At 38.1% G+C, this 24,896-nt stretch carries 21 protein-coding genes, 3 tRNA genes, 1 rRNA gene and 1 riboswitch; of the genes, 19 read left to right on the plus strand and 6 right to left on the minus strand.

The features are described 5' to 3' along the window. Positions 1–5: 5 nt before the first annotated feature. The 3 genes from rrf (at position 6) to MOQ65_RS00015 (ending at position 1,617) form a co-directional block, all read left to right on the plus strand. A 5S ribosomal RNA gene (rrf, locus tag MOQ65_RS00005) occupies positions 6–122 on the plus strand. Between the two features lie 1,229 nt (positions 123–1,351). Next, positions 1,352–1,427 (plus strand) — tRNA-Trp (locus MOQ65_RS00010). Between the two features lie 113 nt (positions 1,428–1,540). Continuing rightward, positions 1,541–1,617: transfer RNA gene (locus MOQ65_RS00015), tRNA-Arg, on the plus strand. A gap of 157 nt (positions 1,618–1,774) precedes the next feature. Here MOQ65_RS00015 and MOQ65_RS00020 read toward each other — a convergent pair. Together MOQ65_RS00020 and MOQ65_RS00025 are read right to left on the minus strand one after the other, a co-directional pair. Beyond that, positions 1,775–2,218, minus strand: a complete 444-nt coding sequence (locus tag MOQ65_RS00020) for a hypothetical protein (protein WP_024048354.1) — start codon at positions 2,216–2,218, stop codon at positions 1,775–1,777. Between the two features lie 12 nt (positions 2,219–2,230). After that, positions 2,231–2,506 carry a helix-turn-helix domain-containing protein gene (locus MOQ65_RS00025; protein WP_119207172.1) on the minus strand — a complete coding sequence of 92 codons (276 nt, stop codon included), beginning with the start codon at positions 2,504–2,506 and terminating at the stop codon, positions 2,231–2,233. A 219-nt stretch (positions 2,507–2,725) separates the two neighbouring features. Further along, positions 2,726–2,897, plus strand: a riboswitch (cobalamin riboswitch). A gap of 480 nt (positions 2,898–3,377) precedes the next feature. On the opposite strand from MOQ65_RS00025, the gene MOQ65_RS00030 reads away from it, so the two are divergent. The 6 genes from MOQ65_RS00030 to MOQ65_RS00055 all read left to right on the plus strand — a co-directional run bounded on the left by MOQ65_RS00030 (position 3,378) and on the right by MOQ65_RS00055 (position 10,830). Next, positions 3,378–3,462: transfer RNA gene (locus MOQ65_RS00030), tRNA-Leu, on the plus strand. 104 nt (positions 3,463–3,566) lie between these two features. Continuing rightward, complete coding sequence (mfd, locus tag MOQ65_RS00035; RefSeq protein WP_257846290.1) at positions 3,567–6,863, plus strand: transcription-repair coupling factor; 3,297 nt, start codon at positions 3,567–3,569, stop codon at positions 6,861–6,863. Then, positions 6,860–8,467: a putative polysaccharide biosynthesis protein gene (locus tag MOQ65_RS00040; protein ID WP_257846291.1), complete on the plus strand. Its 1,608-nt coding sequence runs from the start codon at positions 6,860–6,862 to the stop codon at positions 8,465–8,467. The genes mfd and MOQ65_RS00040 overlap by 4 nt, the downstream gene beginning before the upstream one ends. Continuing rightward, on the plus strand, positions 8,451–9,233 hold the full coding sequence (gene mazG, locus MOQ65_RS00045) for a nucleoside triphosphate pyrophosphohydrolase (RefSeq protein WP_060924080.1): 783 nt from the start codon (positions 8,451–8,453) through the stop codon (positions 9,231–9,233). Before MOQ65_RS00040 ends, mazG begins: the two co-directional genes overlap by 17 nt. A gap of 51 nt (positions 9,234–9,284) precedes the next feature. After that, on the plus strand, positions 9,285–9,584 hold the full coding sequence (gene hbs / locus MOQ65_RS00050) for a non-specific DNA-binding protein Hbs (protein WP_005385694.1): 300 nt from the start codon (positions 9,285–9,287) through the stop codon (positions 9,582–9,584). An 82-nt stretch (positions 9,585–9,666) separates the two neighbouring features. Beyond that, positions 9,667–10,830: an MGDG synthase family glycosyltransferase gene (locus MOQ65_RS00055; RefSeq protein WP_257846292.1), complete on the plus strand. Its 1,164-nt coding sequence runs from the start codon at positions 9,667–9,669 to the stop codon at positions 10,828–10,830. A gap of 129 nt (positions 10,831–10,959) precedes the next feature. Here MOQ65_RS00055 and MOQ65_RS00060 read toward each other — a convergent pair whose 3' ends face one another. Further along, positions 10,960–11,280 carry a hypothetical protein gene (locus MOQ65_RS00060; protein ID WP_257846293.1) on the minus strand — a complete coding sequence of 107 codons (321 nt, stop codon included), beginning with the start codon at positions 11,278–11,280 and terminating at the stop codon, positions 10,960–10,962. Between the two features lie 112 nt (positions 11,281–11,392). Between MOQ65_RS00060 and MOQ65_RS00065 the strand changes: the two genes are divergently transcribed. The 5 genes from MOQ65_RS00065 (at position 11,393) to MOQ65_RS00085 (ending at position 17,628) form a co-directional block, all read left to right on the plus strand. Next, complete coding sequence (locus MOQ65_RS00065) at positions 11,393–13,411, plus strand: ABC-F family ATP-binding cassette domain-containing protein (RefSeq protein ID WP_257846294.1); 2,019 nt, start codon at positions 11,393–11,395, stop codon at positions 13,409–13,411. A gap of 132 nt (positions 13,412–13,543) precedes the next feature. Beyond that, positions 13,544–15,013 (plus strand): [FeFe] hydrogenase, group A, encoded by a 1,470-nt coding sequence (locus MOQ65_RS00070; RefSeq protein WP_257846295.1) that lies wholly within the window; start codon positions 13,544–13,546, stop codon positions 15,011–15,013. 406 nt (positions 15,014–15,419) lie between these two features. Further along, positions 15,420–16,049 (plus strand): DUF47 domain-containing protein, encoded by a 630-nt coding sequence (locus tag MOQ65_RS00075; RefSeq protein WP_009351206.1) that lies wholly within the window; start codon positions 15,420–15,422, stop codon positions 16,047–16,049. Further along, entirely contained in the window at positions 16,042–17,040 is a 999-nt protein-coding gene (locus tag MOQ65_RS00080) for an inorganic phosphate transporter (protein ID WP_213467736.1), read from the plus strand. The genes MOQ65_RS00075 and MOQ65_RS00080 overlap by 8 nt, the downstream gene beginning before the upstream one ends. A gap of 414 nt (positions 17,041–17,454) precedes the next feature. Further along, positions 17,455–17,628: a hypothetical protein gene (locus MOQ65_RS00085; RefSeq protein ID WP_213467737.1), complete on the plus strand. Its 174-nt coding sequence runs from the start codon at positions 17,455–17,457 to the stop codon at positions 17,626–17,628. 234 nt (positions 17,629–17,862) lie between these two features. On the opposite strand, the gene MOQ65_RS00090 is transcribed toward MOQ65_RS00085, so the two are convergent. The 3 genes from MOQ65_RS00090 to MOQ65_RS00100 are packed head-to-tail and all read right to left on the minus strand — an operon-like array spanning position 17,863 to position 20,667. Then, positions 17,863–18,867: an ABC transporter substrate-binding protein gene (locus MOQ65_RS00090; protein WP_257846296.1), complete on the minus strand. Its 1,005-nt coding sequence runs from the start codon at positions 18,865–18,867 to the stop codon at positions 17,863–17,865. Between the two features lie 19 nt (positions 18,868–18,886). Next, a complete protein-coding gene (locus MOQ65_RS00095) occupies positions 18,887–19,633 on the minus strand; it encodes an ABC transporter ATP-binding protein (RefSeq protein WP_257846297.1) in 747 nt (248 codons plus the stop codon). 26 nt (positions 19,634–19,659) lie between these two features. Beyond that, on the minus strand, positions 19,660–20,667 hold the full coding sequence (locus MOQ65_RS00100) for a FecCD family ABC transporter permease (protein WP_119209421.1): 1,008 nt from the start codon (positions 20,665–20,667) through the stop codon (positions 19,660–19,662). A gap of 357 nt (positions 20,668–21,024) precedes the next feature. Here MOQ65_RS00100 and MOQ65_RS00105 point away from each other — a divergent pair, with 357 nt between their 5' ends. The 5 genes from MOQ65_RS00105 (at position 21,025) to MOQ65_RS00125 (ending at position 24,766) form a co-directional block, all read left to right on the plus strand. Next, positions 21,025–21,489, plus strand: a complete 465-nt coding sequence (locus tag MOQ65_RS00105; RefSeq protein WP_060924071.1) for a PTS sugar transporter subunit IIA — start codon at positions 21,025–21,027, stop codon at positions 21,487–21,489. A gap of 12 nt (positions 21,490–21,501) precedes the next feature. Beyond that, positions 21,502–21,777: a PTS sugar transporter subunit IIB gene (locus tag MOQ65_RS00110; RefSeq protein WP_005385725.1), complete on the plus strand. Its 276-nt coding sequence runs from the start codon at positions 21,502–21,504 to the stop codon at positions 21,775–21,777. 31 nt (positions 21,778–21,808) lie between these two features. After that, positions 21,809–23,176, plus strand: a complete 1,368-nt coding sequence (ulaA, locus tag MOQ65_RS00115) for a PTS ascorbate transporter subunit IIC (protein WP_156720043.1) — start codon at positions 21,809–21,811, stop codon at positions 23,174–23,176. Continuing rightward, positions 23,176–23,571 (plus strand): YbaN family protein, encoded by a 396-nt coding sequence (locus MOQ65_RS00120; RefSeq protein WP_257846298.1) that lies wholly within the window; start codon positions 23,176–23,178, stop codon positions 23,569–23,571. Before ulaA ends, MOQ65_RS00120 begins: the two co-directional genes overlap by 1 nt. Positions 23,572–23,875: 304 nt before the next feature. Next, the gene (locus MOQ65_RS00125; RefSeq protein WP_257846299.1) at positions 23,876–24,766 is read left to right on the plus strand and encodes a helix-turn-helix transcriptional regulator; all 891 of its coding nucleotides are present in this window, start codon (positions 23,876–23,878) and stop codon (positions 24,764–24,766) included. Positions 24,767–24,896: the final 130 nt, after the last annotated feature.

Genomic DNA, 24,896 nt, shown 5'->3' on the forward strand with positions numbered 1-24,896 from the left:
ATAGATTCAGTGGCGATGGCTATGAGGATCCACCTGTTCCCATCTCGAACACAGTAGTTAAGCTCATAAACGCCGAAAGTACTTGGCTGGAGACGGCCTGGGAGGATAGGAAGCCGCTGATTGACTAAAAGAAAAAGGTCTACCTAAAGGTAGGCCTTTTTCTTTTAGCTAGTCTTCGACTAGCTAATCCTTCTAGAGCCGTCTCCAGCCAAGGTTGTACAAGTATTATCTATGGATAGTAATCTATGGGACGGCGTGGGAAACCTAGGGCAATAGGGCGTAAAGGAGCGCAGCGACGCGTACGTCCATTGCATCAGTTTCGACGAAGCCCTAAAGGTATATATTTTAATTTAGATTATAGTTTTAAATACTGCCATGGGCGAGTGTGATAGGAAGCCGCGTCTAATGGTAGGAGGCCAACTACATCTAAACGATACCGCGGTGCGCAGCACCTATGGTATCGAACCGTATAGTAGCTGAGAAATTTAGATTTATGTAAATAATAGATTAAAAAGCAGTTGAGTAACTCCAAATTTATTTATTCTATAAATTCTATAATATACAATTATCCTTCATTTTTAACTTTAAATATTTATCCGTAAACGTTAGTTATATTATTCAATAGGTATAGACTTCTTAGCGATATAAAAACAACAGTATAACTTAAATATTCCTATTTTAATGGCTATATCTATACATAATACTTGATTGATTAAAATAGTACATAAGATATTCTTTAATCAAATTTTCTAATTAATCATCTTTATGTAATAAATTTTGCTTTAATTATAAATTCTAATAATGACTATCTACTACATATTCTATTCATGCATAGTTTTATTAAAAAAATATATATAAACCTAAAAGTGTAGGTAAATACTAGTTTTATAGCTATATTTATAATGTTTAAATATGTACCAAAATTTACTCGTTTCATATATATCTCATAAAACTTTCACTATGTTTTCACATAGAATCTATATACTAGCAATAGTTGATTGAGATCAACTAAGGAAATGGAGGTCTACTGCAAATAACTTTTACCTGTCCCTTTTACAAATAATACAAACAACACAACACAAAACAATACAACACATAAAACAACACTTAAATACACAACAATACTCTCCCTGTGTATAAACAAAACAATACATATACAAAACTCTCTAATTATATATACCATCTCCCGTATATATAAAGGTAAAAGTTAGGTAGACATAAGAGCCCTTGAAAAAGGGCTCTTTTCCTTTTAAATTCACTATTATTTCATTATTTTAAAACGCTTTGTTTCTTGACATAGGGTCTATTTTTTGTTAAACTAATCAAGTATCAAGCACGGCTTGATGAACATAGGGGTATAGCTCAATTGGTAGAGTAGCGGTCTCCAAAACCGTTGGTTGTGGGTTCAAGTCCTACTGCCCCTGCCAAACTTTGGATTGCGGTCTTCGGACCGCATGTCCATAAAATTACTCAAAAAATATTAAAAAAATGCTTGCATCGATTTAAGCGTTGTGTTAATATAAGTGAGTACCAACTACATGACTCAGTAGCTCAGCTGGATAGAGCGTTTGACTACGAATCAAAAGGCCAGGGGTTCGAATCCCTTCTGGGTCACCAAATTAAAGCATCACAGTAATGTGGTGCTTTTTTATTTTATCTACTTATAGTAATAGTATAATCAAAAGAACTCTACATTCTAATCAGTAGAGTCCTTTATTATATGTATACTTAATATGGCGAGCTTTTAAAATTTGCCAATTAGATAATACTTAGATTATTTTAGCTGACCTGCAGCTACGGCAAGATCTCTCCAATAGATAGCTTGCATATAACCATAAGTATCTGGTTTTAACGTAATCAATTTAGCTTTAGGTCGTTTTTCCTCACGTAATACTCTACCTGTACGGGCATCGATAATATTACGTTGTTCTTGGACCCATTGAATTGTATCGGCATCTTGATCAAAGTAATAATGGTTTATGTACTCTGTCATATAATATTGAGCCCCTTGATGACTATAGGTGCGACCGATAATTTCAAATTTATTACCTTCACCAGCGATAACTTTAACGCGTTGTTCTGCGTAATAGTTTTGACCATTCATACGATATAAGTAGGCATAACCTCTTGCATTCTCTAAGTCAGCAATATTGACTGCTTGAGAGGGCAGGATGCCTAAGATTGTGAAAGCTGCTGCAATTAATATACTACGCTTCATTTATTCTCCTTATTACTTTGCATGTGGCTGATCAGACTCAGCTACTACATGGACAACTAATTCTTGATCGGAAGGAATCTGAGCCAAAACTACAGGCATTGGTACACTCATAGCTGCGGCTATACCTTTGATTTGTCGCATCGCAACTGGTATTACAGTACCATCTTCTTGTAAGTTATTTTCTAAGGCTTCAATTTCTGTAACTGTTAAGCCTGCTTTTGTGGCGAAGTCTTCAACGGATACACCATTGGCTTCCCGATATTCTTTAATGAAATCTCCGATATACATAGATTCCTCCTATTTTTAGATACCTTTATATTGTAATTAAAAATATCATATATGGCAATAGATGAATAAGAGATGAAATAGTAAAAGCCGTGAAGCTATCCAAATAGTGTATAACTCATGTTTATATATGTATAAATTAATGGACAGTAAAATTGTAAATAAAATTACAAAAATAAATTGACTTAATACGATAGCGGTGTTAATATTAACTCATAGAAAACATCATATTTGGGAATAGGTGCTGAAAAGCATAATAGAGAAGCTGGTTAAATGCCAGCACGGTCCCGCCACTGTATGGTCGAGCGAGTCTAAATTAAGTCACTGGGAAACTGGGAAGGCTAGATAAGCGATGACGCCGAGTCAGGAGAACTGCCTATTCAACATTCACCATTTGACCTACGAGAGATAGGGAGGAGAAGTTAGTAGCTCCTTTTTACGTACCCGTAAAAAGGATTTTTTAGTTCTATATAATCTTCATTATTTATGAGTTAGATTGTATTCGAAAGACCTAAATGTCGATGGCATGGTCATGGTGAATAATACCTTCTTGGTATTACCAGCATGACATACGTTATGACTGTTAATATATTTTTATGGTAAATGTAGGGCATGCATTTATTCATCATCATCCTAAAAAAGAGGCTGACCCAGGATTCTAGTAGTTCGGATTCTGGGTCAGTCTCTTTTTCATTTTACAATTTATATAATGACCAATATGTAAGGTTAAAATAAAGAAAAAAGAATTCGTTATATAGTAGATATTTAATTAGTTATATAGTAGATATTTTAGAGGTAACATGAAATTTAAGTTAAATCTAAAAAAATGATTGACGATGAATTATATACATGATATTATTATTTCAGTTGAGACGCGGGAGTGGCGGAATTGGCAGACGCACCAGACTTAGGATCTGGCGCCTTACGGCGTGGGGGTTCAAGTCCCTTCTCCCGCACCAACTTTATTGCACCTTTTGAGGTGCTATTTTTTTTGCCTAAAAATGTTATAATAAATGAGTTAGAACTATTTATTTAAATAATCATGAATACTATATGGTGCAGTATGGATAATACATTAACTAAGCTGCTTTCACAGAACCCATCCTTTGTGGATGGGCTAAACGCATTTCAGCGGAAAGGAAAGTCAGTCATATATGGTCTAAGTGGATCTCAAAAGAGTTTCCTCTTAAACCAAGCTTTTGCTACAGGCCTTACAAAGCCCGTAGTTATCGTAGTCCATGATAAGGACCATAAAGAGATGTGGGAACGAGATTTAGCCTTTTTCTGGCCTAATATCCCAGTCCTTTCATTTCCTATAACTGACAATGTGGAGTTTACAACGACTGCTCGTAGCCTTGAAGATCAAGGTGCACAAATGCGTGCATTAGCATTGCTAGCATGGCAAGAACCTGCCGTAGTTATAGCGAATGCAGAAGAGGTTACACAATATGTAGTATCTCCACAATATTTAAAAGGCCAGTCGTTACATTTTTCTTTGAATGATACGATTGAACGCGATACAGCTCTTGAACAGCTTGTCACAATTGGATATGAACGTGTAGACCAGGTGGAACAACGTGGTCATTTTGCCGTACGTGGGGATATTCTAGATATTTATCCTGTTAACAGTGAACATCCAATACGAATTGAGTTCTTTGGCGATGAAATCGATACATTGCGGTTCTTCTCTGTTGAGAACCAACGTTCCATTGAACAAATTGATTCGTATACGGTGACACCTTTCTTCCTTGGTAAAAGTGATACAGATTGCACCTTATTATCTTATGTGAAAGAAGGGACTCTCATTTATGATGAGCCCGGTCGTATCCAGGAAGCATTAAAGAAGTTCCTTAAGGAAGATCCTACACATCGTAAAAATCATTGCGACTGGAGTGAATTACAACGTACTGTAGAGGCTATAAATCAAGTAGCTTTCACATTTATGCAACAACGCTCTATCGGTCTACCTGGATTTAATCCAATCGGTATTCAAGGTAAGACGATGACGAGCTTTGAGCGTCAAATTCCGCTCCTAACAGATGAAATTAAGCAATGGCACCGCCTCAATCATCAAGTTGTATTGGTATTAAATAACCAACAACGACGAGAAGGTATTGAACGAGCTCTTGAAGGTGAAGGGATTGCCTTTGTTCATAGTGAGGAATGGATTGCAAAACCTAATACGGTCATTATTTTACAAGGTTTATTGACCGATGGTTTTGAATTGCCAAATAGTCATTTAGTAGTTGTTGTAGAAGGCAATATTTACGGACAACAAAAACGTAAGCTTCGCAACAAGCCTAAAAAGGGCCAAGAAATCAACTACTTTACGGATTTAACACCAGGTGACTATGTAGTTCATAGCATGCATGGTATTGGTAAGTATATTGGCCTTAAAACGATAGAAACAGAAGGCATTCACCGGGACTATATTGAAATCGCCTATGCCGGAACGGATAAGTTATTCCTACCAGCAAACAATCTAGATCAGTTACAAAAATACATTGGCAATGAAGGTGATGTGCCACGCATCCATAAAATGGGTGGCCGTGATTGGGCTAAGGTTGTTACAAAGGCCAAAAAATCCATTGATGATTTGGCAGATAAGCTCGTTGAGATCTATGCACAACGAGAAATTACAGAAGGATTTGCATTTTTGCCAGATCAACCATGGCAGCAAGAGTTTGAAGATGCCTTCCCTTATGAAGAAACGGAAGACCAATTACAGGCTACAGCAGAAATAAAGGCATCCATGGAAAAACCTGTTCCTATGGATCGCTTGCTGGCGGGTGATGTAGGCTTTGGTAAAACAGAAGTGGCTATGCGTGCCATCTTTAAGGCCGTTATGAGTGGCAAACAGGTTGCGGTGCTCGTACCGACAACAGTTCTTGCACAGCAACATTTCCAAACCTTCTGGAATCGTTTTGCTCCGTTTGGGGTCAAAGTAGATGTGCTCAATCGTTTCCGCAGTACATCTGAGAAGAAACAAGTTCTAAAAGGTGTAGAGGATGGCTCTATCGATGTTCTCATCGGAACCCATTCACTACTTAATAAAAAAGTAGTCTTTAAAGACTTAGGCATGCTTGTTGTTGATGAAGAACAACGCTTCGGGGTAGCACAAAAGGAAAAATGGAAAGAGTGGGCTAGTAATATTGATGTGCTCACCTTGAGTGCAACCCCAATTCCTCGGACTTTACATATGTCTCTTGTAGGTGTTCGGGAGATGTCTGTTATCAACACGCCACCAGAGGAACGATTACCGGTTCAGACCTATGTGGTGGAATATGATATGAACATCGTTGCTGATGCCATCAAGCGAGAATTGGCACGGGGCGGACAAGTTTACTTCGTATATAATCGCGTTGCATCAATTAATCATATGGGTGAGTTATTAGAAGCAGCATTACCTGGTTTACGCTATGCTATTGCTCATGGTCAGATGACGGGTCGTCAAATTGAAGAAATTATGACGGATTTCTATGAAGGCCATTATGATGTATTATTGTCTACAAGTATCATTGAAACCGGCTTAGATATTCCTAATGCCAACACCATCATCATTTATGATGCGGACCGATTAGGTTTATCTCAGCTATATCAAATGCGTGGACGCGTAGGGCGTTCTCGTAGACGGGCCTATGCATACTTTATGTATCGACCTGACAAAATGCTTTCAGAGGCTGCAGAAAAGCGCTTGAAAGCTATTGAAGAGTTCACAGAGCTCGGTGCTGGTTTTAAATTGGCGATGCGAGATTTAGAAATCCGTGGTGCAGGTAATCTCTTAGGTTCACAGCAACATGGTAACATCGCTTCTGTCGGCTTTGGTATGTACGTAAGTATGTTAGAAGAAGCCATTGCGAAGGCTCAACATAAAGAGGTAGAGCGCGAGGTCTCCATTGATCCAGCCATCGACTTAGAGGTAGATGCCTTTATCGACGATGCGTATATCAAAGATAGTGCACGTAAAATTTCTGTATACCAACGATTGTTACATATCAAATCAAAAGAACAGCTTGATGATATGACAGATGAACTCATTGACCGCTTCGGTACGCCAACAGATCCGGTGGACCGATTATTGCGCATTGCTCAAATTAAAGAGCAAGCACGTTTACTTGGTATTAAAAGTATCGTCCGTAGAGATCAACAGCTTACCATTCATTGGCATGACGATTCCAAAATGGCCGACTGGGATATGGGGGCTGTGCGAGAAGACTTATGGAAAAAGATGAAATTTGCAGACTCCAAGCCAGCCATATTGTATGTGAGCCTTAAAGGCATGAAAGGTTCTATTTTGACCATTACGGAAGCGGTGATGAAGGCCCTTAGCCAGAAATCATCGTCTAAGGAGGGCCTATGAATCGATTTTTAAAAGGTGCTATGATTTTAACCTTGGCTGGGATTATCGTTAAGGTTATTGGTGCTTTCAGTAAAGTCCTTATTGCCCGTGTACTCGGTGGTGAAGGGATTGGCCTATATATGATGGCCTATCCGATTTATCAAATTATCGTTAGTATTTCCGCTGCAGGCATTCCTGTGGCCATATCTATTATGATTGCGGAAAAGCTAGCTAATGATGATATGCGTGGCGTACAACAAGTGTTTTCCGTATCTTTAAAAGTGTTAACACTGTTAGGCCTTGTATTTAGTGTTGCTTTATATGGCAGTGCACAGTGGCTCATAGATTCTCATATTATTACAGATCCTCGTGCATTGCTCGCCATTCAGCTATTATCTCCAGCAATCTTTATTGTTACGATTTTGAGTTGTTTTAGAGGTTACTTCCAAGGCTTCCAATATATGGTTCCTACCGGGACTAGCCAAGTCTTTGAACAAATCTTCCGCGTATCCTCTATGGTGGGCTTAGCCTATTACTTCATTGATAGAGGGTTACACTTAGCGGCTGGTGGTGCAACCTTTGCTACATTCCCCGGTGTATTAGCTGGGTTACTTGTATTGATTTACTTTTACTATCGTCAGCGTCGTGTGCGGGCGCAAATGTTGGCGCAGCAGAATCCAAATGCTATCGGTGAAAGCAATAGCTCTGTAGTCAAACGACTATTTAGCTTGGCTATACCAGTTTCAATGGCCAATATTATGTTGCCTATGGTATCTCTTATCGATACATTTATCGTTCCAAAGAGATTGATGGATATCGGGTATTACCTCAATGAAGCGACAACACAATTTGGCTATCTCACAGGGATGGCTACATCGTTGATTGGGTTACCTATCATTTTGACTACATCTCTAGCAGCTAGTCTTGTCCCAGCTGTATCGGAAGCGCATGCCCAAGGTGATGTGCATCGTATTGTACAGCGCGCTGGGACAGCTATTAAAATTGCAAATATATTTACTATTCCAGCCTGTATCGGCCTCTGTGTGTTGGCGACACCTATATCTAAACTGATATATGCAACGCCTCATGCAGGTCCTGTTATTGCTGTTATTAGCTTGAGCATTATATTCTTAGGTTGGCAACAGATTACAGCAGGCATCTTGCAAGGGTTAGGTAGAACTGTTATTCCTATGATAGCCATTTTTATTGGTTTGTTGGCTAAGACCTTCTTAGACTATGAATTGACAGGTACTATTGAGCTAGGCATTAATGGTGCTGCATGGGCAACGAATTTGAATTTTGCCATTGCGGCACTCATAAACTATATATTTGTTAAAAAATATGTAGGATCTGTACTTAATAAATTAGAGCTATTAAAAATTGTAGTGTCTGCCATGGCTATGGGCGGTGCTACACAGGTAGTGTATGTGACTACCGTAGAGTTATTCGGCAATGGTGGTGCAGTGGCAGCGGCTATTATTGTGGCTGTATTTGTATATGGTTTATCCTTATGGTTAACAAAGGCCGTTGTAAAAGCTGATATGTATCATTTCCCTGTTATAGGCAAGCGCTTACAAGCTCGCCGAGATAAGGAGGAGGCTAAACTATATGAAGAACAATACTGATAAGCCTGTATCGGTACAACCATTAGTAGATGTAGTAAAAGCCTTGCGAGCTCCTAATGGTTGCCCTTGGGATCAAAAACAGACTCATGAATCATTGCGTCGATATTTCATTGAAGAAACTTATGAAGTAGTAGATGCTATCGATAATAAAGATATGGCTAATCTTCGCGAAGAACTAGGTGATGTATTATTACAAGTTGTCTTTCACAGTCAATTAGCTGAAGAAGCTGGTCAGTTTACATTAGAAGATGTAATTAATGATGTGACTCAGAAGATGATTCGCCGTCATCCCCATGTTTTTGACCCTGAAAATAATGAAAAATCATACAGTTGGGACGAATTAAAGGCACAAGAAAAGAAAAATATACAAAAATCTGTATTAGATGGTGTATCTAAAAGTTTACCTGCTTTAGTGGCGGCTTATAAGTTGCAAGAAAAGGCTGCGAAGCTAGGTTTTGACTGGGATGAGCTCGATCCGGTTTGGGCGAAAGTTTCGGAAGAAATGGATGAATTTAAGGAGGCTATTGCCCAAAAAGATAGAGAAAATATGGAAAAAGAAGCGGGAGATGTGCTTTTTTCCTTGATTAATCTATTAAGATGGTATAAAATAAGCGGTGAAAATGCACTAAATCGCACAAACACAAAGTTCCGACAGCGTTTTTTACATGTAGAAGCTTGTGTTAACCAAAGCGATCGCTCATGGGAAGACTTTTCATTAGCTGAGCTGGATGCTTTTTGGGAGGAGGCTAAAGTGCAGGAAAAGTAGCCTAGAGGTTTGCATGCTTCTTAGGTATAGTATTTTTAAGGAGGTTCTGTCATGAACAAAACAGAATTAATCGCAAGTGTTGCACAAAAAACTGAATTAACTAAAAAAGACGCTGAAAAAGCGGTAAAAGCTGTATTTGACACAGTTGCTGAAGAATTAGCTGCTGGCGGTAAAGTACAAGTTATCGGCTTCGGTACATTCGAAGTTCGTGAACGCGCAGCTCGTGAAGGCCGTAACCCACAAAACGGTAAAACTATCACAATCGCAGCTTCCAAATCCCCTGCATTCAAAGCTGGTAAAGGTTTGAAAGAACAAGTTAACGCTGCAAAAGCTAAAAAACGCAAAAAATAATCTTTAATGGATTGGAAAGAGACCTTTCGAGGTCTCTTTTTTTCGTCTATTTATGGTATAATGCACAGAGAAAGGGTGTACTATGAATAACGAAAGATCACGGAAGGTTCTCATCGTGTCCGCTTCTATTGGGACAGGACATATGCAGGCCGCCAGAGCCATAGAAGAATATTGGAAAGAGAAAGAGCCACAAGCGTCCATAACGCATGTAGACTTTCTTGATACAGAAACCATGTCTGTAGAGCATTTGATCAAGGGCACATATATCAAGATGATTGACGTATTTCCTATGCTATATGATATGATTTACCGCGTATCAAAAGGGGAAAAACGTGGTACGATTTTGCAAACTGCATTGTCATACCTATTGAAAAGCCGCATGCTTAAGTTGGTGCAACAAGAAGAACCAGATGTGATGGTATTTACTCATCCATTCCCATGTGGTGCAGCGTCTATCTTAAAACGTCAAGGTCATATCGATGTACCATTAGTGGCTATCATGACGGACTTTAGTAGTCATCAATTTTGGCTATACCCTCAAATTGATACATACTATGTAGCTACTGAATCGATGGTAGATGAAATGGTAGCAGCGGGTATTGATGAATCACGCATCCATGTATCAGGTATACCTGTGCGTCGCTCCTTCTTCCGTGATGCTATTGAAGAATATAGCTTAGAGAAACCGGTAAAAGTGCTCGTTATGGGTGGGGGCCTAGGGTTAGGTTCTCTAGAAACGGCATTAAAACATTTAGATGAAGTAAACGGTATTGATGAAATTACTGTCGTAGCCGGTCAGAATACATCTCTTTATGAATCCTTAGTTACCCTTAGTGAATCTATGCGAACTAAGACCATTGTATACGGGTATACTACAAATATTTCGGAACTTATGAAGTCGTCTTCCTTGCTAGTTACAAAGCCTGGTGCGTTAACATGTATGGAAGCGGTTACTATTGGGTTGCCTATGGTATTCTTTAACGCCATCCCGGGGCAAGAAGAGGCCAATGCAGAGTTATTAGAACAACGAGGTTGTGCTCGTTGGGCTCGTGATATTCATAACTTAGAAGACGTTGTGACTGCACTTCTTATTAACTCTCCGAGACTTCAACAAATGTCTGAGCGCGCTCGTGAATGGCATGTTGATGGTGCAGCAAATATCGTAAATAGCTTAATTGAAATTCTAGATGCTACTAATACAGGCGAATCTGTTGAACTAGTAAAAGCGGAAGAGTCTATTAACTAATCTCTTGTAGTGGCTAGTTCGAATATAATTAGCTATTGGTAATGAGCGTATTTCTAGATTTGTAATATATAGATATTAGTAGCTTTATATGAAATAAAAAGCGATGACTCTTAGGTCATCGCTTTTGCTTTATTGGTATTGTTCGATATGTTCTTGTCGAATTTTTTGAAGTGTTTCTAAGAATGCATCTGTACTTTCAGCACTGTCCAATAAGTCTTTTAGTTGGTAGGAATCATCTAGGGTCACACTCCATTGGAAGGAGTCGTTATCGTCGTACACATTGAATACGATTGGCGTCTCTAAATCCTCTGGCAAATGACCGTCATCATCGGACACAGTTGCATAGGTGCCATCTTCCAAGAGTTCTGTAAATAATGTGTCATACCCATCGATATCGATAAGTTCAAAGTTGATAGTTTCATAAAAGTCTAAAACGATATCTACTGCCATGTGGACCTCCTCATGAATATATACGTTACGTTTATTCTACTGACGGCGCCTGTTACTGTCAATGGTAATGTGTAGTATAATAAATAACAGAATGACATAATAGGAGCATACGATGAACGTTATTAGTTTACAAAACATAGAAAAATCATATGGCACACGACTGCTGTTTAAGGAGGTAAATATTACTTTCACCACCGAAAAACGTCTAGGTCTTGTGGGCATTAATGGGACAGGGAAGTCTACCTTCTTAAAAATCTTGGCAGGACAAATGGAGCCTGATAAGGGGACCATTGAGCGGAATGGTAAGGCGAGTATTCATTATTTGGCTCAAACCCCAGAGTTTGATCCAGAATCAACGTTGCTAGAAGCTGTTCTTGATGGAGACCATCCTCGTTTGCGGATGGTGCAATCTTTTGAACGCATTAGTCGTGAATATCGTGAAATGCAAGAGTCTGGTAGCGAGGATAGTAAAATATCGCGTAACTATATGAATGCGTTAGAACAAATGGATCAACAAGATGGATGGCAAGTAGAGCAAGAGGCTCGTATTATTTTAACTAAATTAGGTTTTCCTGAGATGGATCAAAAAGTGGCTATGTTATCTGGCGGTCAAAAGCGTCGTCTCGCATTAGGACAGGCATTATTATATCCTTGTGACCTATTATTGTTAGACGAACCGACAAACCATTTAGATGAAGATAGCATCGACTGGCTTGAGTCCTACTTAAGTGCTCGCCAAGGAGGCCTATTAATCAGTACTCATGATAGATATTTCCTCGACTCTGTATGTAATGGAATTTTAGAGCTTTCTAATCGTCGTATGTATCAATATGACGGTAATTACGAAGAATTTATTGCCTTGAAGGCTGATCGAGAGGCTCGCGAGGCCGCTACGAAAGAAAAACGCCGTCAGTTCTTGAAACGAGAAATCGAATGGGTACGTCGTGGTGCTTTGGCGAGAACGACGAAACAAAAGGCTCGTTTAGACCGCTATGAAAAACTTAAGAATATGGAGAAAACTAGACGTCCTGATCAAATGGATCCCATTGCTTTAAAAACGCGTTTAGGGAAAACCATTTTTGATATCGAACATTTAGAGTTCTACTTTGGTGAGCGTCCTATGATTAAGGATTTTACCTACCATGTAGTGCGTCATGATCGTATTGGTATTGTAGGCCCTAATGGTGTTGGCAAGTCTACCTTTATGAATATTCTTGATGGAACCTATGAACCTACAAACGGTACTATTGGTAAGGGAGAGACCGTCCGCATTGCCCATTTCAAACAAGAACTACCAGAGTTTGATGAAGATATGCGTGTTCTCGATTATATTCGCGAAGATCATTCCTATATGGTTCTGGGCGATGGTTCTACGTTGAGTGCTGGTCAGATTCTTGAACGATTCCTTTTCACACCAGAGTTACATGGTGTGCCGATTCGTAAGCTTTCAGGCGGTGAACGACGTCGTTTATATCTATTGAAATTGCTTATGAGCGCTCCGAATGTTTTATTACTAGATGAACCGACCAATGATCTTGATATTCCTACATTAGAGGTGCTAGAGGACTTCCTTGATTCCTTTAGTGGGGTCATTATCACAGTATGCCATGATCGTTACTTCTTAGACCGTGTTGTAGACAAACTCTTTGTTTTTAGTGGTGATGGTCAAATTGAAATTGTTCACGGCTCCTATTCCGATTACAAGGATTCTTTAGATGAAAGTAGTGGTGGAAAGCGCCCATTCTACATGGCTAATACTGATACATCTATTGCTTCTAAAACTGATAAAACTAACAAATCTGAAACTAGTACTGGGTCTGATGATTCATCATTAAGTACTTCGGTAGATGGTAGTGATAGTAATAGTAATAGTAATATGGCTACATTTGGGGAAGATACTTTCAAAGAAACACCGAAGAAGGGACTCAATAAAGCGGAAGAAGCAGAGTATGCTAACATCATGGATGAATTACCTAAATTAGAGCATTTAGTGAAGGGGCTCGATGTCATGATTAGTCAAGTTGCTACTGATTATGAAAAGATGCAATCCTTGATGGCTGAGCGAGAAGAGACTCAATCCCAAATAGATGTGCTCACAGAACGGTGGATGGAATTAGAAGAACGCCTATAATTCCTTGTATCATGCGATTTTTTAATATCTGTTATGCAAAGGAATTACATGTGAATTTATTGATAAAAATCACAATGTATAGTATAATTTCATCGATTAACGATAACAACGTTACCTAAGTAGGAGGAACTCATGAGTAAGTACCAATTTTTAGACCGTCGTGTACCTATTGAAGACGGCAATATTGCATTAGTTCAAGATTTGTCCAAATGTAAAAACTGCTCCTTATGTCGTAAAGCTTGTGCTGTAGACATGGGCGTATTTGATTATTATGACTTAACAACTAATGGGGATCATCCAATTTGTATTCATTGCGGTCAATGTGCATCTATTTGTCCATTCGATTCCATCAATGAACGTTCTGAAATTGATGAAGTAAAAGCAGCGATTGCTGACCCTAATAAAATCGTAGTTTTCCAAACGGCACCTGCTGTACGTGTTGGCTTAGGTGAAGAGTTCGGTCTTGATGCGGGTACATTCGTAGAAGGTAAAATGGTAGCTGCTCTTCGTAAATTGGGTGGCGACTATATTTTAGATACAAACTTTGGTGCTGACATGACTATCATGGAGGAAGCATCTGAATTGTTGGAACGCGTTATCAATAGTGATGCGGTATTGCCTCAATTCACATCTTGCTGTCCTGCTTGGGTTAAGTTTGCTGAAACATTCTATCCAGAATTCTTGCCAAACTTGTCTACTGCTAAGAGTCCAATTGCAATGCAAGCGCCTACACAAAAAACATATTTTGCTGAAAAAATGGGCCTTGATGCAAAACAAATTGTTGCTGTTGCAGTAACACCTTGTACAGCTAAGAAATTCGAAATCCGTCGTGACGAAATGAATTCCTCTGCTGAATACTGGGATGTACCAGAAATGCGCGATACAGACTACTGTATTACTACACGTGAACTTGCAAAATGGTTACGTGCAGAAGAAATCAACTTTGATGAATTAGAAGATTCTACATTTGATCCATTGATGGGTGAAGCATCTGGTGGTGGTATCATCTTCGGTAATACTGGTGGTGTTATGGAATCTGCTATGCGTGCGGCTTACAAATTAGCAACTGGTGAAGATGCACCTCAAACATTGATCCCATTCGAAGCCATTCGCGGTATGGATGGTGCTCGTGAAGCAGACGTAGTGATTGGTGATAAAACATTACATGTAGCGGCTGTTCATGGTACAGGTAACTTGCGTAAGTTTATCGAACGCATGCGTGCAGAAAATATCCATTATGACTTCATTGAAGTAATGGCTTGCCGTGGTGGCTGTATCGGTGGTGGTGGTCAACCACGCGTTAAATTACCGATGGCTGATAAAGCTCGTGAAGCTCGTATTGCGTCCTTGTATACTCGTGATGCAGAGGTACAAGTGAAAGCAGCTTGTGATAATCCAGATATCCAAAAATTGTATGCTGAGTTCTTCGATGGCAAACCTATGAGCCATAAAGCTCATCACATGTTACATACCACATTTGTGAGCCGTGCAGAAGACTTAGGTCCTAATGGTGCTTGTACGCCTGCTACATGCCCAACATCTGTGCCTAATTTGAAAAAGGCAGCAGAAGCGGCTAAAGCAGCAGCGGAAGCTAATAACTAATAGGTAAAAAATAGTAACAGTAATAATTAACCGTATTTCTAACTGTTAACTGTTGTAATTAGTTGCTATATACTATAAAAGCTCGTATGTGGCTTAAGTTAAAAAGCAGATAGTTGATAATTTATCAGCTATCTGCTTTTTTATTGTCTTTAGACTTGTAGGGGATGTTATGAAGAATCATAGAACTATTCACCTTACGAGTTATTGTGATCTAGAATATTTAGAAAGTACACCTATGATACGTAAATACTATTATAGTTGTTTTCACAGAATGAGATACTATATATGCCATATACGCATAGGGGTTAAAATATAGAGCATGGTAAATTGTTTAGGAATTATTGTTAGTGTGCTATAATTAAATTATATTTATAGAAGCAATCAATACTGTTTCAGGAGGATCTTCATGGCTTTTAAATTAAAAGGAAAAGAAGAAAAATTTTTCAGTATTTTAGAAAATCATGCTGCTCTTACATATGAAAGCGCAGAGATGATGGAACGTGTGTTTAAAGGCGAAATCTCTAAAGAAGAGGCTTTTCTTGAAATTGATACAAAGGAAAAAGCAGCCGATGAATTAGTAACCGAAACTGTAGAACGTTTGCGTAAAACATTCATCACTCCAATGGATCGCGAAGATATTCAGCTTCTAATCGACCAATTGGATACTACATTGGATAATATTAAAGAAATCATGGATAAAATGGTTATGTACCACGTAGGTAAACCTAGTGATGGTGCTATCCGTATGAGTGAAATCGTTGTAAAATGCGTTAAGCATATTAATAAATCTATTGGTTATATGGGTAGCCTTAAAAAGGACCATGTAAAGGTAGAAGGCCGTGTACACCAAGTATTGAAACTTGAGTCTGAAGCGGATAATATTTACCACGAAGAAATGGCAAAACTCTTTACTGAGTGTACAGATCCTATTGAAATTATCAAATGGAAGGAAATCCTTAGTGCCATGGAGGATGTAATCGATGGTTGCGAAGATTTGGTTGGTACATTCCGCCGGGTAGTATTGAAGTATGCTTGATGCTCAATATTTAGTATGGCTAGTTGTATTTCTAGCATTAGCCTTTGACTATATCAATGGCTTCCACGATACGGCGAACGCTATTGCTACATCTGTTTCGACCCGTGCTATTGAGCCTAAAAAGGCAATTATGATGACTGCGGCACTCAATTTCTTGGGGGCCATGGTTAGTACAGGCGTTGCAAAGACAATCGGTGGTGACATCGTAATGTCTGCGTCTCTTATTAATAGTGCGATTATCTCAGCAGCTCTTATTGGTGCCATAACATGGAACTTGCTTACATGGTATTGGGGGATTCCTAGTTCCTCATCTCATGCTCTTATCGGTGGTATCATCGGTGCTGTAGGTTGGTCCGTAGGGTTCGATGCTTTAAATGAGGCAGGGATTATAAAGATTTTCTTATCCCTTATTTTATCTCCAATTGTAGCTATGATTGGTGGCTATATTGTGATGAAAGTATTGTTGCTTATCTTTGGTAGATTTTCTCCAATCGTATTGAATGATAGATTTAGATCCATGCAAATTGTATCTGCCATCATGATGGCCTTTTCTCATGGTTCTAATGATGCGCAAAAGGCGATGGGGATTATTACCTTAACATTACTTAGCGGTGGCTTTATCGATACATTAGAGGTACCAGTATGGGTTAAACTTTGTTGTGCTACGGCTATGGCCATGGGTACAGCAGTAGGCGGTTGGAAAATCATCTCTACTATGGGGACTAAGATTTTCAAATTGGAAACTATCAATGGTTTCGCTGCTGACTTAAACTCTGCCATCACTATTTTTACAGCTACATTCTTACATTTACCTGTAAGTACTACACACGTTGTAAGTGGTTCCTTGCTAGGCGTTGGGTCCTCTAAACGTTTGAAAGCTGTTAACTGGGGCGTAGCAAGATCTATGGTATTGGCGTGGTTTGTAACAATTCCATTATCTGGTATTGTAGCAGCTATTGCGTATGAAGTAGGTCACTTACTATTTGGTTAATACAATCATATATAGAAATAAAAAGACTGCGAAAGCAGTCTTTTTTTCTGTAGTAAAAGTATTAGATTGATTAAGTTATCCAATTTGTTGATGAGATTTTAACACTTTAATTTGACTAGTTGTATCTAGTATGTAATCAAAGAATATAGGTATACATTAGCTTTTAAATACTATATTCTATAAAAGCGATTTATCTATATTTGGCAACATTGATGTTACAATTCAAGTTGAGAATAGGAAAATGCTTATAAATATGTAGTTTTCTTGATTATGCATTTTATTAATAAATGCAGTTTATTACATGTTTAAAGACTATTATGAGATTGTTTATAATGAATAGATATTGCATACTTATGTATGAGCAGTTATACTATCGGTAGAAGGAGTTTTTCAAGTGAAAAGTGAGGTATGTATATGGCATGGGGTGGAACTAGACGCGGTGCCGGGCGCCCACGTAATCCGATTAAACGTATTGGTAGAACCATTCGACTCAGTGATGAAGAGTTTCTTTCACTTAAACCATTAATTATGGCCATTAAGGCAAATAATGATAAAAAATATAGGCAACAATATAATCGAAATAGATAAAAAAGGCATTGTCACAGCATATACAACTTAATAAACTTTACATCTATTTTACAATAATCCATTTTAAAATCTTTCAACTACAACACATCTCTACTCTCTACAATATGCTGTGTGCAATACAAGCAGTACGAAGAAGGTCCCAATTCATTTGAATTGGGACCTTCTTCGTTTGTTATGTTGCTATAATTTTAGGAATCCTTATATTACGTAGCAAATTCCTGAATTAATAGTTTATTAGTCGATTTTTACACCGTGAATCTCTTCGGCTAGACGTTTTAGAGCATCTACAGTACGAACACCAGGTGTGATTTCAGAAAGTTTTACGCGAATGAAATGACCTTCTTTAACAGCTGTAATGTCTTGAAGTTGAGGGTTAGATTTTATTTTTTCGATTTTTTGTTGGAAATCGTCGTCGTTACGAATAGAAGTACCGTAGTCAGCGATGATGATGTAGTCAGGATTTTGAGCAATTACAGTTTCCCAAGATCCTTTGGCCCATGTTTTATCAACGCCTAAGCCGCTCATTACATTGTCAGCACCGATGAGTTTCAAGATGTTAGTTGTATAACCTTCAAAGGCAGTGAATGGTTGGCCATCTTCGGAGTCATAAATGAAGACCCGTTTACGAGGTAAGTCTTTTAGTTTAGTTTGGATAGCCTCTAATGTTTTACGTTGACCTGCAACCCATTCTTCAGCCTTAGGTTTAACACCGAAGATTTCACCTAATTTAATCATGTCATTAAAGTTAGTTTCCAAGTCGGCCTTTGTAGATAGCATAGATTCAGGAAGCCAGATGTTAACCTTTTGTGCAATCATTTTATCAGCAGGGATGGCGCGTTTGCTGAAGGAGTCAGGCCAACCTGTTGCAAAGTCAGGTTTTACAGACATAAATACTTCGTAGGACGGCCATTTATCGGATAATACTTTTACCTTGTCATAAGCGGCTTGTAGAGGTGGATAGATTTCCTCTTCTTTAAAAGCTGTACCAGCCATCTTGTCTTCAAGACCTAATTGAAGCATCATCTCTGTTGTTGCTTGAGACATGGATACAGCATGAGTAGGGGAAGATTTTACAGCAAAGTCAGTTTTTGTACCGTCAAATGTTTCACTCCACGTTACAGATTTGCCATTGTCAGCTGTGCTTTTAGTTGTATCAGAACCACAACCGGCGATAGCAAAAGTGGCACATGCCATAGCAATTAATACTAATTTTTTTGACTTTCTTAATTTTTGAAACATAGTAATTCCTTTCTTTTAATTAATAATATAAGTGATAGCGCCCTTCATCCCAAGAGGTTTTGAACGGAACTTCAAATATGGGTTCAAGAATTTCAGGTGTTAGTACCTCAGTTGGGGAACCTTCCTTGAGGATTGTTCCTTTATTCATAATCACGATATGATCACAATATTGAGCAGCTAGATTTAAATCGTGTAGAACTACGATGGTTGTACCTTTGAATGCTCGCAATTGTTTCATTAATGCTACCTTATACTTCATATCCAGATGGTTCGTAGGTTCATCTAAAAGTAGTATTTGAGGTTTTTGCGTTAACGCTTTCGCAATAAAAACGCGTTGCTTCTCGCCACCTGAGAGGTGATGAATTTGTTCGTCAGCTAAATGTGTAATGCCTACTTCGTTCATATAGTGCTCTGCGATTTTTACATCGTCTGCACTATAGGTGCCGAAGTGTTGCTTATATGGATAACGGCCCATGAGGACGATATCTTTTACGAGGAAATCATCGATCATAGAGTCCCTAGACTGTGTTAAAACTGCTACTAATTGAGCAAACTCACGACCTTTATAAGACTCTAATGGCTTTTGATTCAATGTGATTTTATCTTTTGATGGTAGTAGTCGATAAAGATGGCTCAGTAATGTAGACTTACCACATCCATTTGGCCCGATGATGGCTGTAATTTTATTATTAGGAAATGTTACAGAAATATTCTTTAACACTTCTTTCTTCTCGTAGGAGAAGGACAGATGATTAATTTGATACATAGTATCTCCTATAGATATGATATACACTAACCATTGTGTTTGTAACGATTCATAATAATCCAAATGAAGAGTGGCGCCCCTAGTAAGGATGTAAGAACACCGATTGGGATTTCTTCCGGACTATATAGGGCTCTTGATAATACATCTGACCATATCATGACGATACTACCGATTAGAGCACTAAAAAGTAATGTGTTTCTATGCTTAGGACCACCTATAATTCTAGCTAGGTGTGGAATTATGAGTCCTATAAAACCGACTACACCCACTTTTGATACTAATGTGGCAATGACAATAGAGGATATAATAACGATGCTTAGCTGTAACTGTTTAACTGATAAGCCCATTTGTGCTGCTTCATGATTACCCAGTAGTAGCACATCAAGATCTTGATTAAACATATAGATGTATAGCATAAACAAGGTTACAATGATAGCCGTTAATGGCAAATCACCCCATTGAATGCCTGCGAAGCTACCTAGGAGCCAGAACATAGCACTTCGAACTTGTGCCTCGTGCTTGGCTCCGTAAATAATCATCATAGTTAAAGCCGAGAATATCCCCGTCATGCCCATACCGATGAGGATGAGCTTCACAGGGCTGTTGCTTTTACCAACACAGAGCAATACCAAGATAATAGAGAGAGCTGCACCTAGGGCTGCAAAAACAGGCGTATTATAGGCCCCTAGTAGTGGAATACCGCCCATGATGATAGCAAATACGGCACCTGTACTAGCACCCGATGAAACACCTAATACATAGGGATCTGCTAGAGCATTTCTAGTTACCGTTTGCATTAATAAACCTACAAGGGATAGGCCTATACCTGTTAGTACTGAGTAGATGAGCCTAGGCAAACGAATATCTGTAATAATTGTGTTTGTCATGGATGTGGTGGCATTTGGGTCCATCATAGCCATAAGTGCAGGAATGATTTGATCTAAAGAAATAAATGTGGAGCCAAATTGTAAGGCCGTTACCAATGAAATACATAATATTACACATAGTATTAATGCTTTTATAGAAGTTTGCATAAAATCTCCTTATTTTATTGTATAGGTAATATAACCTTATCTAAGTATAGAGAACTTTCTATATATATACAATATACATAGGTGTATAGGTATTGATTATAATAAGTATAATTCTATAGAGAGTCTTATTAAAATTGCGCTCGAAGTGAAATTTAAAATAAGATTTTAGTGTTAATAAAAATTTAGAAATAAGGATAAATATTCGTTTGTTAATTTGGGGTAATCTATTAATAAAATAATAGGAAAAATGTTAATTTTATTTGTTTTTATTACCGTATTCCTATTTGGTTATATGAAAAAAATGTAAGAATAGATATAATACAAGTATATACGTGAGTAAATTTAGGAGGTGTTAGCTTGTTACAAGATTTACTATCTGAGGATAATGTATCTTTTCATTATCCCGCAGAAACGTGGGAAGAGGTAATTCGTCACGGTGGTCAACTTATGGTTGATGCAGGTTTTACTGATCCATCTTATACAGAGGCTATGGTCGAGGTTGTACGTGAAATGGGGCCATATATTGTATTGGCACCAGGTCTTGCTATGCCACATGCTCGCCCGGAAAATGGGGCAAAACGTGTAGGTACTGCTTTAGTAACCTTAGAAAAACCATTAAACTTTGGTAGCCCTGATAACGATCCGGTTTCTGTTGCATTATTCTTATGTGCTCCTAACAAGGATGAACATATTCAATTGTTGACTGATATTGCTACGTTATTTGAAGATGACGAGTTTTTAGATGCAGCCGTTGATTTTGAAAGTATTGAAGATGTACAAGAATTCTTGGCAGAGCGTTTAGAAGATCAAGAATACGTTTAGGAGGAGGCAAGTATGATTTCTGTATTAACTGTATGCGGTAATGGCATTGGTTCTAGCTTGATGCTAAAAATGAAAATTGAAGAGATTTGTGCTGAAAATGGTATTGATGCACAAGTTGAATCTATTGATTTTAATGCTGCACAAGGCCGTAAAGCAGACCTTATTGTAACTGTAAAAGAGTTAGCGGAACAATTTGAAGATAAGAATGTCGCTATTGTTCGCAGCTATATCAATAAAAAGAAAATCACTGAAGATATTCTTGATGCATTGAAACAAGCAGCTCAATAAAATGTAACAACTATATATAGGAGGTAGTGCCATGGAAATGGTATTAGAGTTCTTACGCGATGTGCTGTCTCAACCAGCACTTTTGATTGGTATTATGTCATGTATAGGTTTAATTGCCTTGAAACGTCCGTTTCATAAGGTAATGACCGGTACATTAAAACCTATTCTTGGCTACTTGATGCTCGCAGCCGGTGCAGGTGTTATCGTTAATAACCTTGATCCACTAGGTAAGATGATTGAGCATGGCTTCCACATTACTGGCGTTGTACCAAACAACGAAGCTATTGTAGCTGTAGCACAAAAGGTACTTGGTGTTGAAACGATGTCTATTCTCGTTGTAGGCTTATTGATGAACTTATGTATTGCTCGTTTCACCAAGTTCAAATATGTGTTCTTAACAGGTCATCATAGCTTGTTTATGGCATGTCTTATGTCTGCCGTACTTGGTACAGCAGGTTTGTCTGGTATGGAACTCATCCTTGTAGGTGGTTTCTTGATGGGCGCTTGGTCTGCTATCTCTCCAGCAATCGGTCAAAGTTATACATCTAAAGTTACAGACGGTGATGAAATTGCTATCGGTCACTTTGGTAGTTTAGGTTACTATTTATCTGCTTGGGTTGCTCAATATGTAGGTAAAGCTGAAGATAGCACAGAAGATATTGAGATTCCAGAAAAATGGGGTTTCTTGCGTGACTCCACATTATCTACTGCATTGACTATGATCGTATTCTATTTAATTGCAGCTATTGCAGCAGGCTCTGAATTCGTATCTACTTTATCTGGTGATATGAGTCCTTACTTATATGCTGTTATGAGCGCTATGAACTTTGCCGTAGGTGTAACAATCGTATATTCTGGTGTACGTATGATCTTAGGTGACTTGATTCCTGCTTTCCAAGGTATTGCTACAAAAATTATCCCTAATGCAATTCCAGCAGTAGACTGTGCAGTATTCTTTACATATGCTCCAACGGCTGTAGTATTGGGATTCATTAGCTCCTTTATCGGCGGTATCATCGGCATGCTTATCCTTGGTGCTGTAGGTGGTGTATTGATCATTCCTGGTCTTGTACCTCATTTCTTCTGTGGTGCAACAGCAGGCATTTATGGTAATGCTACAGGTGGTCGTCGTGGTGCAGCAGTAGGTGCATTCCTTAATGGTTTGGCTATTACCTTCTTACCAGCATTGGCATTGCCAGTTCTTGGTCAATTAGGTTTCCAAAATACAACATTTGGTGATGCAGACTTTGCAGTAATGGGTCTTGTATTAGGTCATGCATTCGAATGGATCGGTATGGCTGGCATCTATGGTATCGTAGCCATTGCAGCTCTTGTACTTATTATTCCAAACTTTATTAAAACAAAAGGTAAAGTTATTAACTACGTAGAAGAGGAGTAATGAAAACAACTGAGCAACATAGTAATGTGGTTGTGCGATATATATTCTTGACTATTGGAGCAATCAGTTTTGGTCTCGGTACAGCTGGCATCGTACTACCACTATTGCCAACAGTTCCTTTTTATATGCTTACTTTATTTTGTTTAGCTCGAGGATCTGAACGTTTTCATAACATGTTCTTAGAATCTAGTTTATATCAAAAGACTGTTGGTGCTTATGAGCGCGATAAAGCGTTGACGTTGCGGACAAAGTTGTCTATTCTCTTATCGGTTAGTACAATAATGGCAGTTGGTGCCTATTTTAGTCAAGATATGCCCATTGCACTTATCGTTATGGCCTTTGTATGGATTGGTCATGTTATAGCATTAGTCTTTATTGTAAAAACAAAAAAATAAAGAATTATCTCTGATAATTCTAAATATAGCCTTGTAAGTTAGACTGCGTTGGTTTAACTTGCAAGGCTTATTTTATTATAAAATCAATCATACATAGAGTAGATTGTGTAATGAATGGATTCTAATGAACAGATCGTTATATTTTACTGGAATTGTCTTATGTGGATTACAAATAGCAAAAAATTATGTTTATAAAGAAAAAATGAATTATTACAAAATTGAATTTGACAATGAATATCAACAATTATACTATGATAATTGTGTATATAGTAATTTTTATAGTATTTGTGTATATGGTGATCGTATGAATCCACATAATCATGCAATGTCACATGCAGGGACGTCTATATCGAGACATAAGGTGTTTGATGGTATCGATTTAATGTTCCTTGACGTGAAGCAAGAAACGATTCAATTTTATGCTAAATCACATACTAAGACATTTGCCATAAATCATTGTGAAGAGGGGCGTATAGAGTGTAAGTTTACCTCTGGTGAATATTTATATATGGGGCCAGGGGATATGTCTTTAGGCTGGCATATTAGCTCTAATTATCAACATGAAAATTATTTCCCTACTAAGCTTTTTAAAGGAGTTGTATTATTAGTAGATGTTGAAAAAGCGCAGCCTATTTTAGATACTCTTGTTACTGAGACCCGTATTGATTTAACTCAGCTAGCAAATCGATTCTGTGAGCATTCTGACTTTGGTATGATGATGGAAGAGACGGAATCTGTTCGTCAGATTTTTTCTAGTTTATATAAAGTGCCTGATCAAATTAAAGGGCACTATTTTAAATTAAAAGTTATTGAAATTTTCTTATTATTATCTATTATTTCTACAACTAATCATGAAAAGAGAAGCTCCTATCGTAAACAACAAGTAGATATTGTAAAAGCTGTTAATGAATATATATCTACACAGTTTATGAAACGGATAACCATAGATTCCTTGTCTGACCAATTTGATATTCCTACATCAACATTAAAGCGTTGTTTTAAAGGGGTATATGGTACGACAATCCATCAATATTTAAAGGAATGTCGTATTAATGCCGCTAAGCGCTTGCTTCAAGAGTCAGATCAATCTGTTTTAGAAATTGCTAATGCTGTAGGCTACGAGAATGGTAGTAAATTTACTAGTGCATTCAAAGAGTCCACAGGTGTAACGCCTAGTGCTTATCGTAAAGTATAAATACCTTAAGCCAAACTAAACCAAGGCATGCATTATAGTGTTAGTAATATTTAAAATATAAGTGTTTAAGGCTTAGAACGGGTAGGTTATAAAACTTAATATTGTCCGAAATGTATATTTTTGGTCTTTT

The organism is Veillonella faecalis (assembly GCF_024677885.1).
GTDB classification, from domain to species: domain Bacteria; phylum Bacillota; class Negativicutes; order Veillonellales; family Veillonellaceae; genus Veillonella; species Veillonella nakazawae.

What these genes read in the sequence shown, in the direction of transcription:
- MOQ65_RS00020 (WP_024048354.1), bottom strand. Translation starts at nt 2,218, where the DNA reads ATGAAGCGTAGTATATTAATTGCAGCAGCTTTCACAATCTTAGGCATC.
- MOQ65_RS00025 (WP_119207172.1), bottom strand. Translation starts at nt 2,506, where the DNA reads ATGTATATCGGAGATTTCATTAAAGAATATCGGGAAGCCAATGGTGTA.
- mfd (WP_257846290.1), top strand. Translation starts at nt 3,567, where the DNA reads ATGGATAATACATTAACTAAGCTGCTTTCACAGAACCCATCCTTTGTG.
- MOQ65_RS00040 (WP_257846291.1), top strand. Translation starts at nt 6,860, where the DNA reads ATGAATCGATTTTTAAAAGGTGCTATGATTTTAACCTTGGCTGGGATT.
- mazG (WP_060924080.1), top strand. Translation starts at nt 8,451, where the DNA reads ATGAAGAACAATACTGATAAGCCTGTATCGGTACAACCATTAGTAGAT.
- hbs (WP_005385694.1), top strand. Translation starts at nt 9,285, where the DNA reads ATGAACAAAACAGAATTAATCGCAAGTGTTGCACAAAAAACTGAATTA.
- MOQ65_RS00055 (WP_257846292.1), top strand. Translation starts at nt 9,667, where the DNA reads ATGAATAACGAAAGATCACGGAAGGTTCTCATCGTGTCCGCTTCTATT.
- MOQ65_RS00060 (WP_257846293.1), bottom strand. Translation starts at nt 11,280, where the DNA reads ATGGCAGTAGATATCGTTTTAGACTTTTATGAAACTATCAACTTTGAA.
- MOQ65_RS00065 (WP_257846294.1), top strand. Translation starts at nt 11,393, where the DNA reads ATGAACGTTATTAGTTTACAAAACATAGAAAAATCATATGGCACACGA.
- MOQ65_RS00070 (WP_257846295.1), top strand. Translation starts at nt 13,544, where the DNA reads ATGAGTAAGTACCAATTTTTAGACCGTCGTGTACCTATTGAAGACGGC.
- MOQ65_RS00075 (WP_009351206.1), top strand. Translation starts at nt 15,420, where the DNA reads ATGGCTTTTAAATTAAAAGGAAAAGAAGAAAAATTTTTCAGTATTTTA.
- MOQ65_RS00080 (WP_213467736.1), top strand. Translation starts at nt 16,042, where the DNA reads ATGCTTGATGCTCAATATTTAGTATGGCTAGTTGTATTTCTAGCATTA.
- MOQ65_RS00085 (WP_213467737.1), top strand. Translation starts at nt 17,455, where the DNA reads ATGGCATGGGGTGGAACTAGACGCGGTGCCGGGCGCCCACGTAATCCG.
- MOQ65_RS00090 (WP_257846296.1), bottom strand. Translation starts at nt 18,867, where the DNA reads ATGTTTCAAAAATTAAGAAAGTCAAAAAAATTAGTATTAATTGCTATG.
- MOQ65_RS00095 (WP_257846297.1), bottom strand. Translation starts at nt 19,633, where the DNA reads ATGTATCAAATTAATCATCTGTCCTTCTCCTACGAGAAGAAAGAAGTG.
- MOQ65_RS00100 (WP_119209421.1), bottom strand. Translation starts at nt 20,667, where the DNA reads ATGCAAACTTCTATAAAAGCATTAATACTATGTGTAATATTATGTATT.
- MOQ65_RS00110 (WP_005385725.1), top strand. Translation starts at nt 21,502, where the DNA reads ATGATTTCTGTATTAACTGTATGCGGTAATGGCATTGGTTCTAGCTTG.
- ulaA (WP_156720043.1), top strand. Translation starts at nt 21,809, where the DNA reads ATGGAAATGGTATTAGAGTTCTTACGCGATGTGCTGTCTCAACCAGCA.
- MOQ65_RS00120 (WP_257846298.1), top strand. Translation starts at nt 23,176, where the DNA reads ATGAAAACAACTGAGCAACATAGTAATGTGGTTGTGCGATATATATTC.
- MOQ65_RS00125 (WP_257846299.1), top strand. Translation starts at nt 23,876, where the DNA reads ATGAATCCACATAATCATGCAATGTCACATGCAGGGACGTCTATATCG.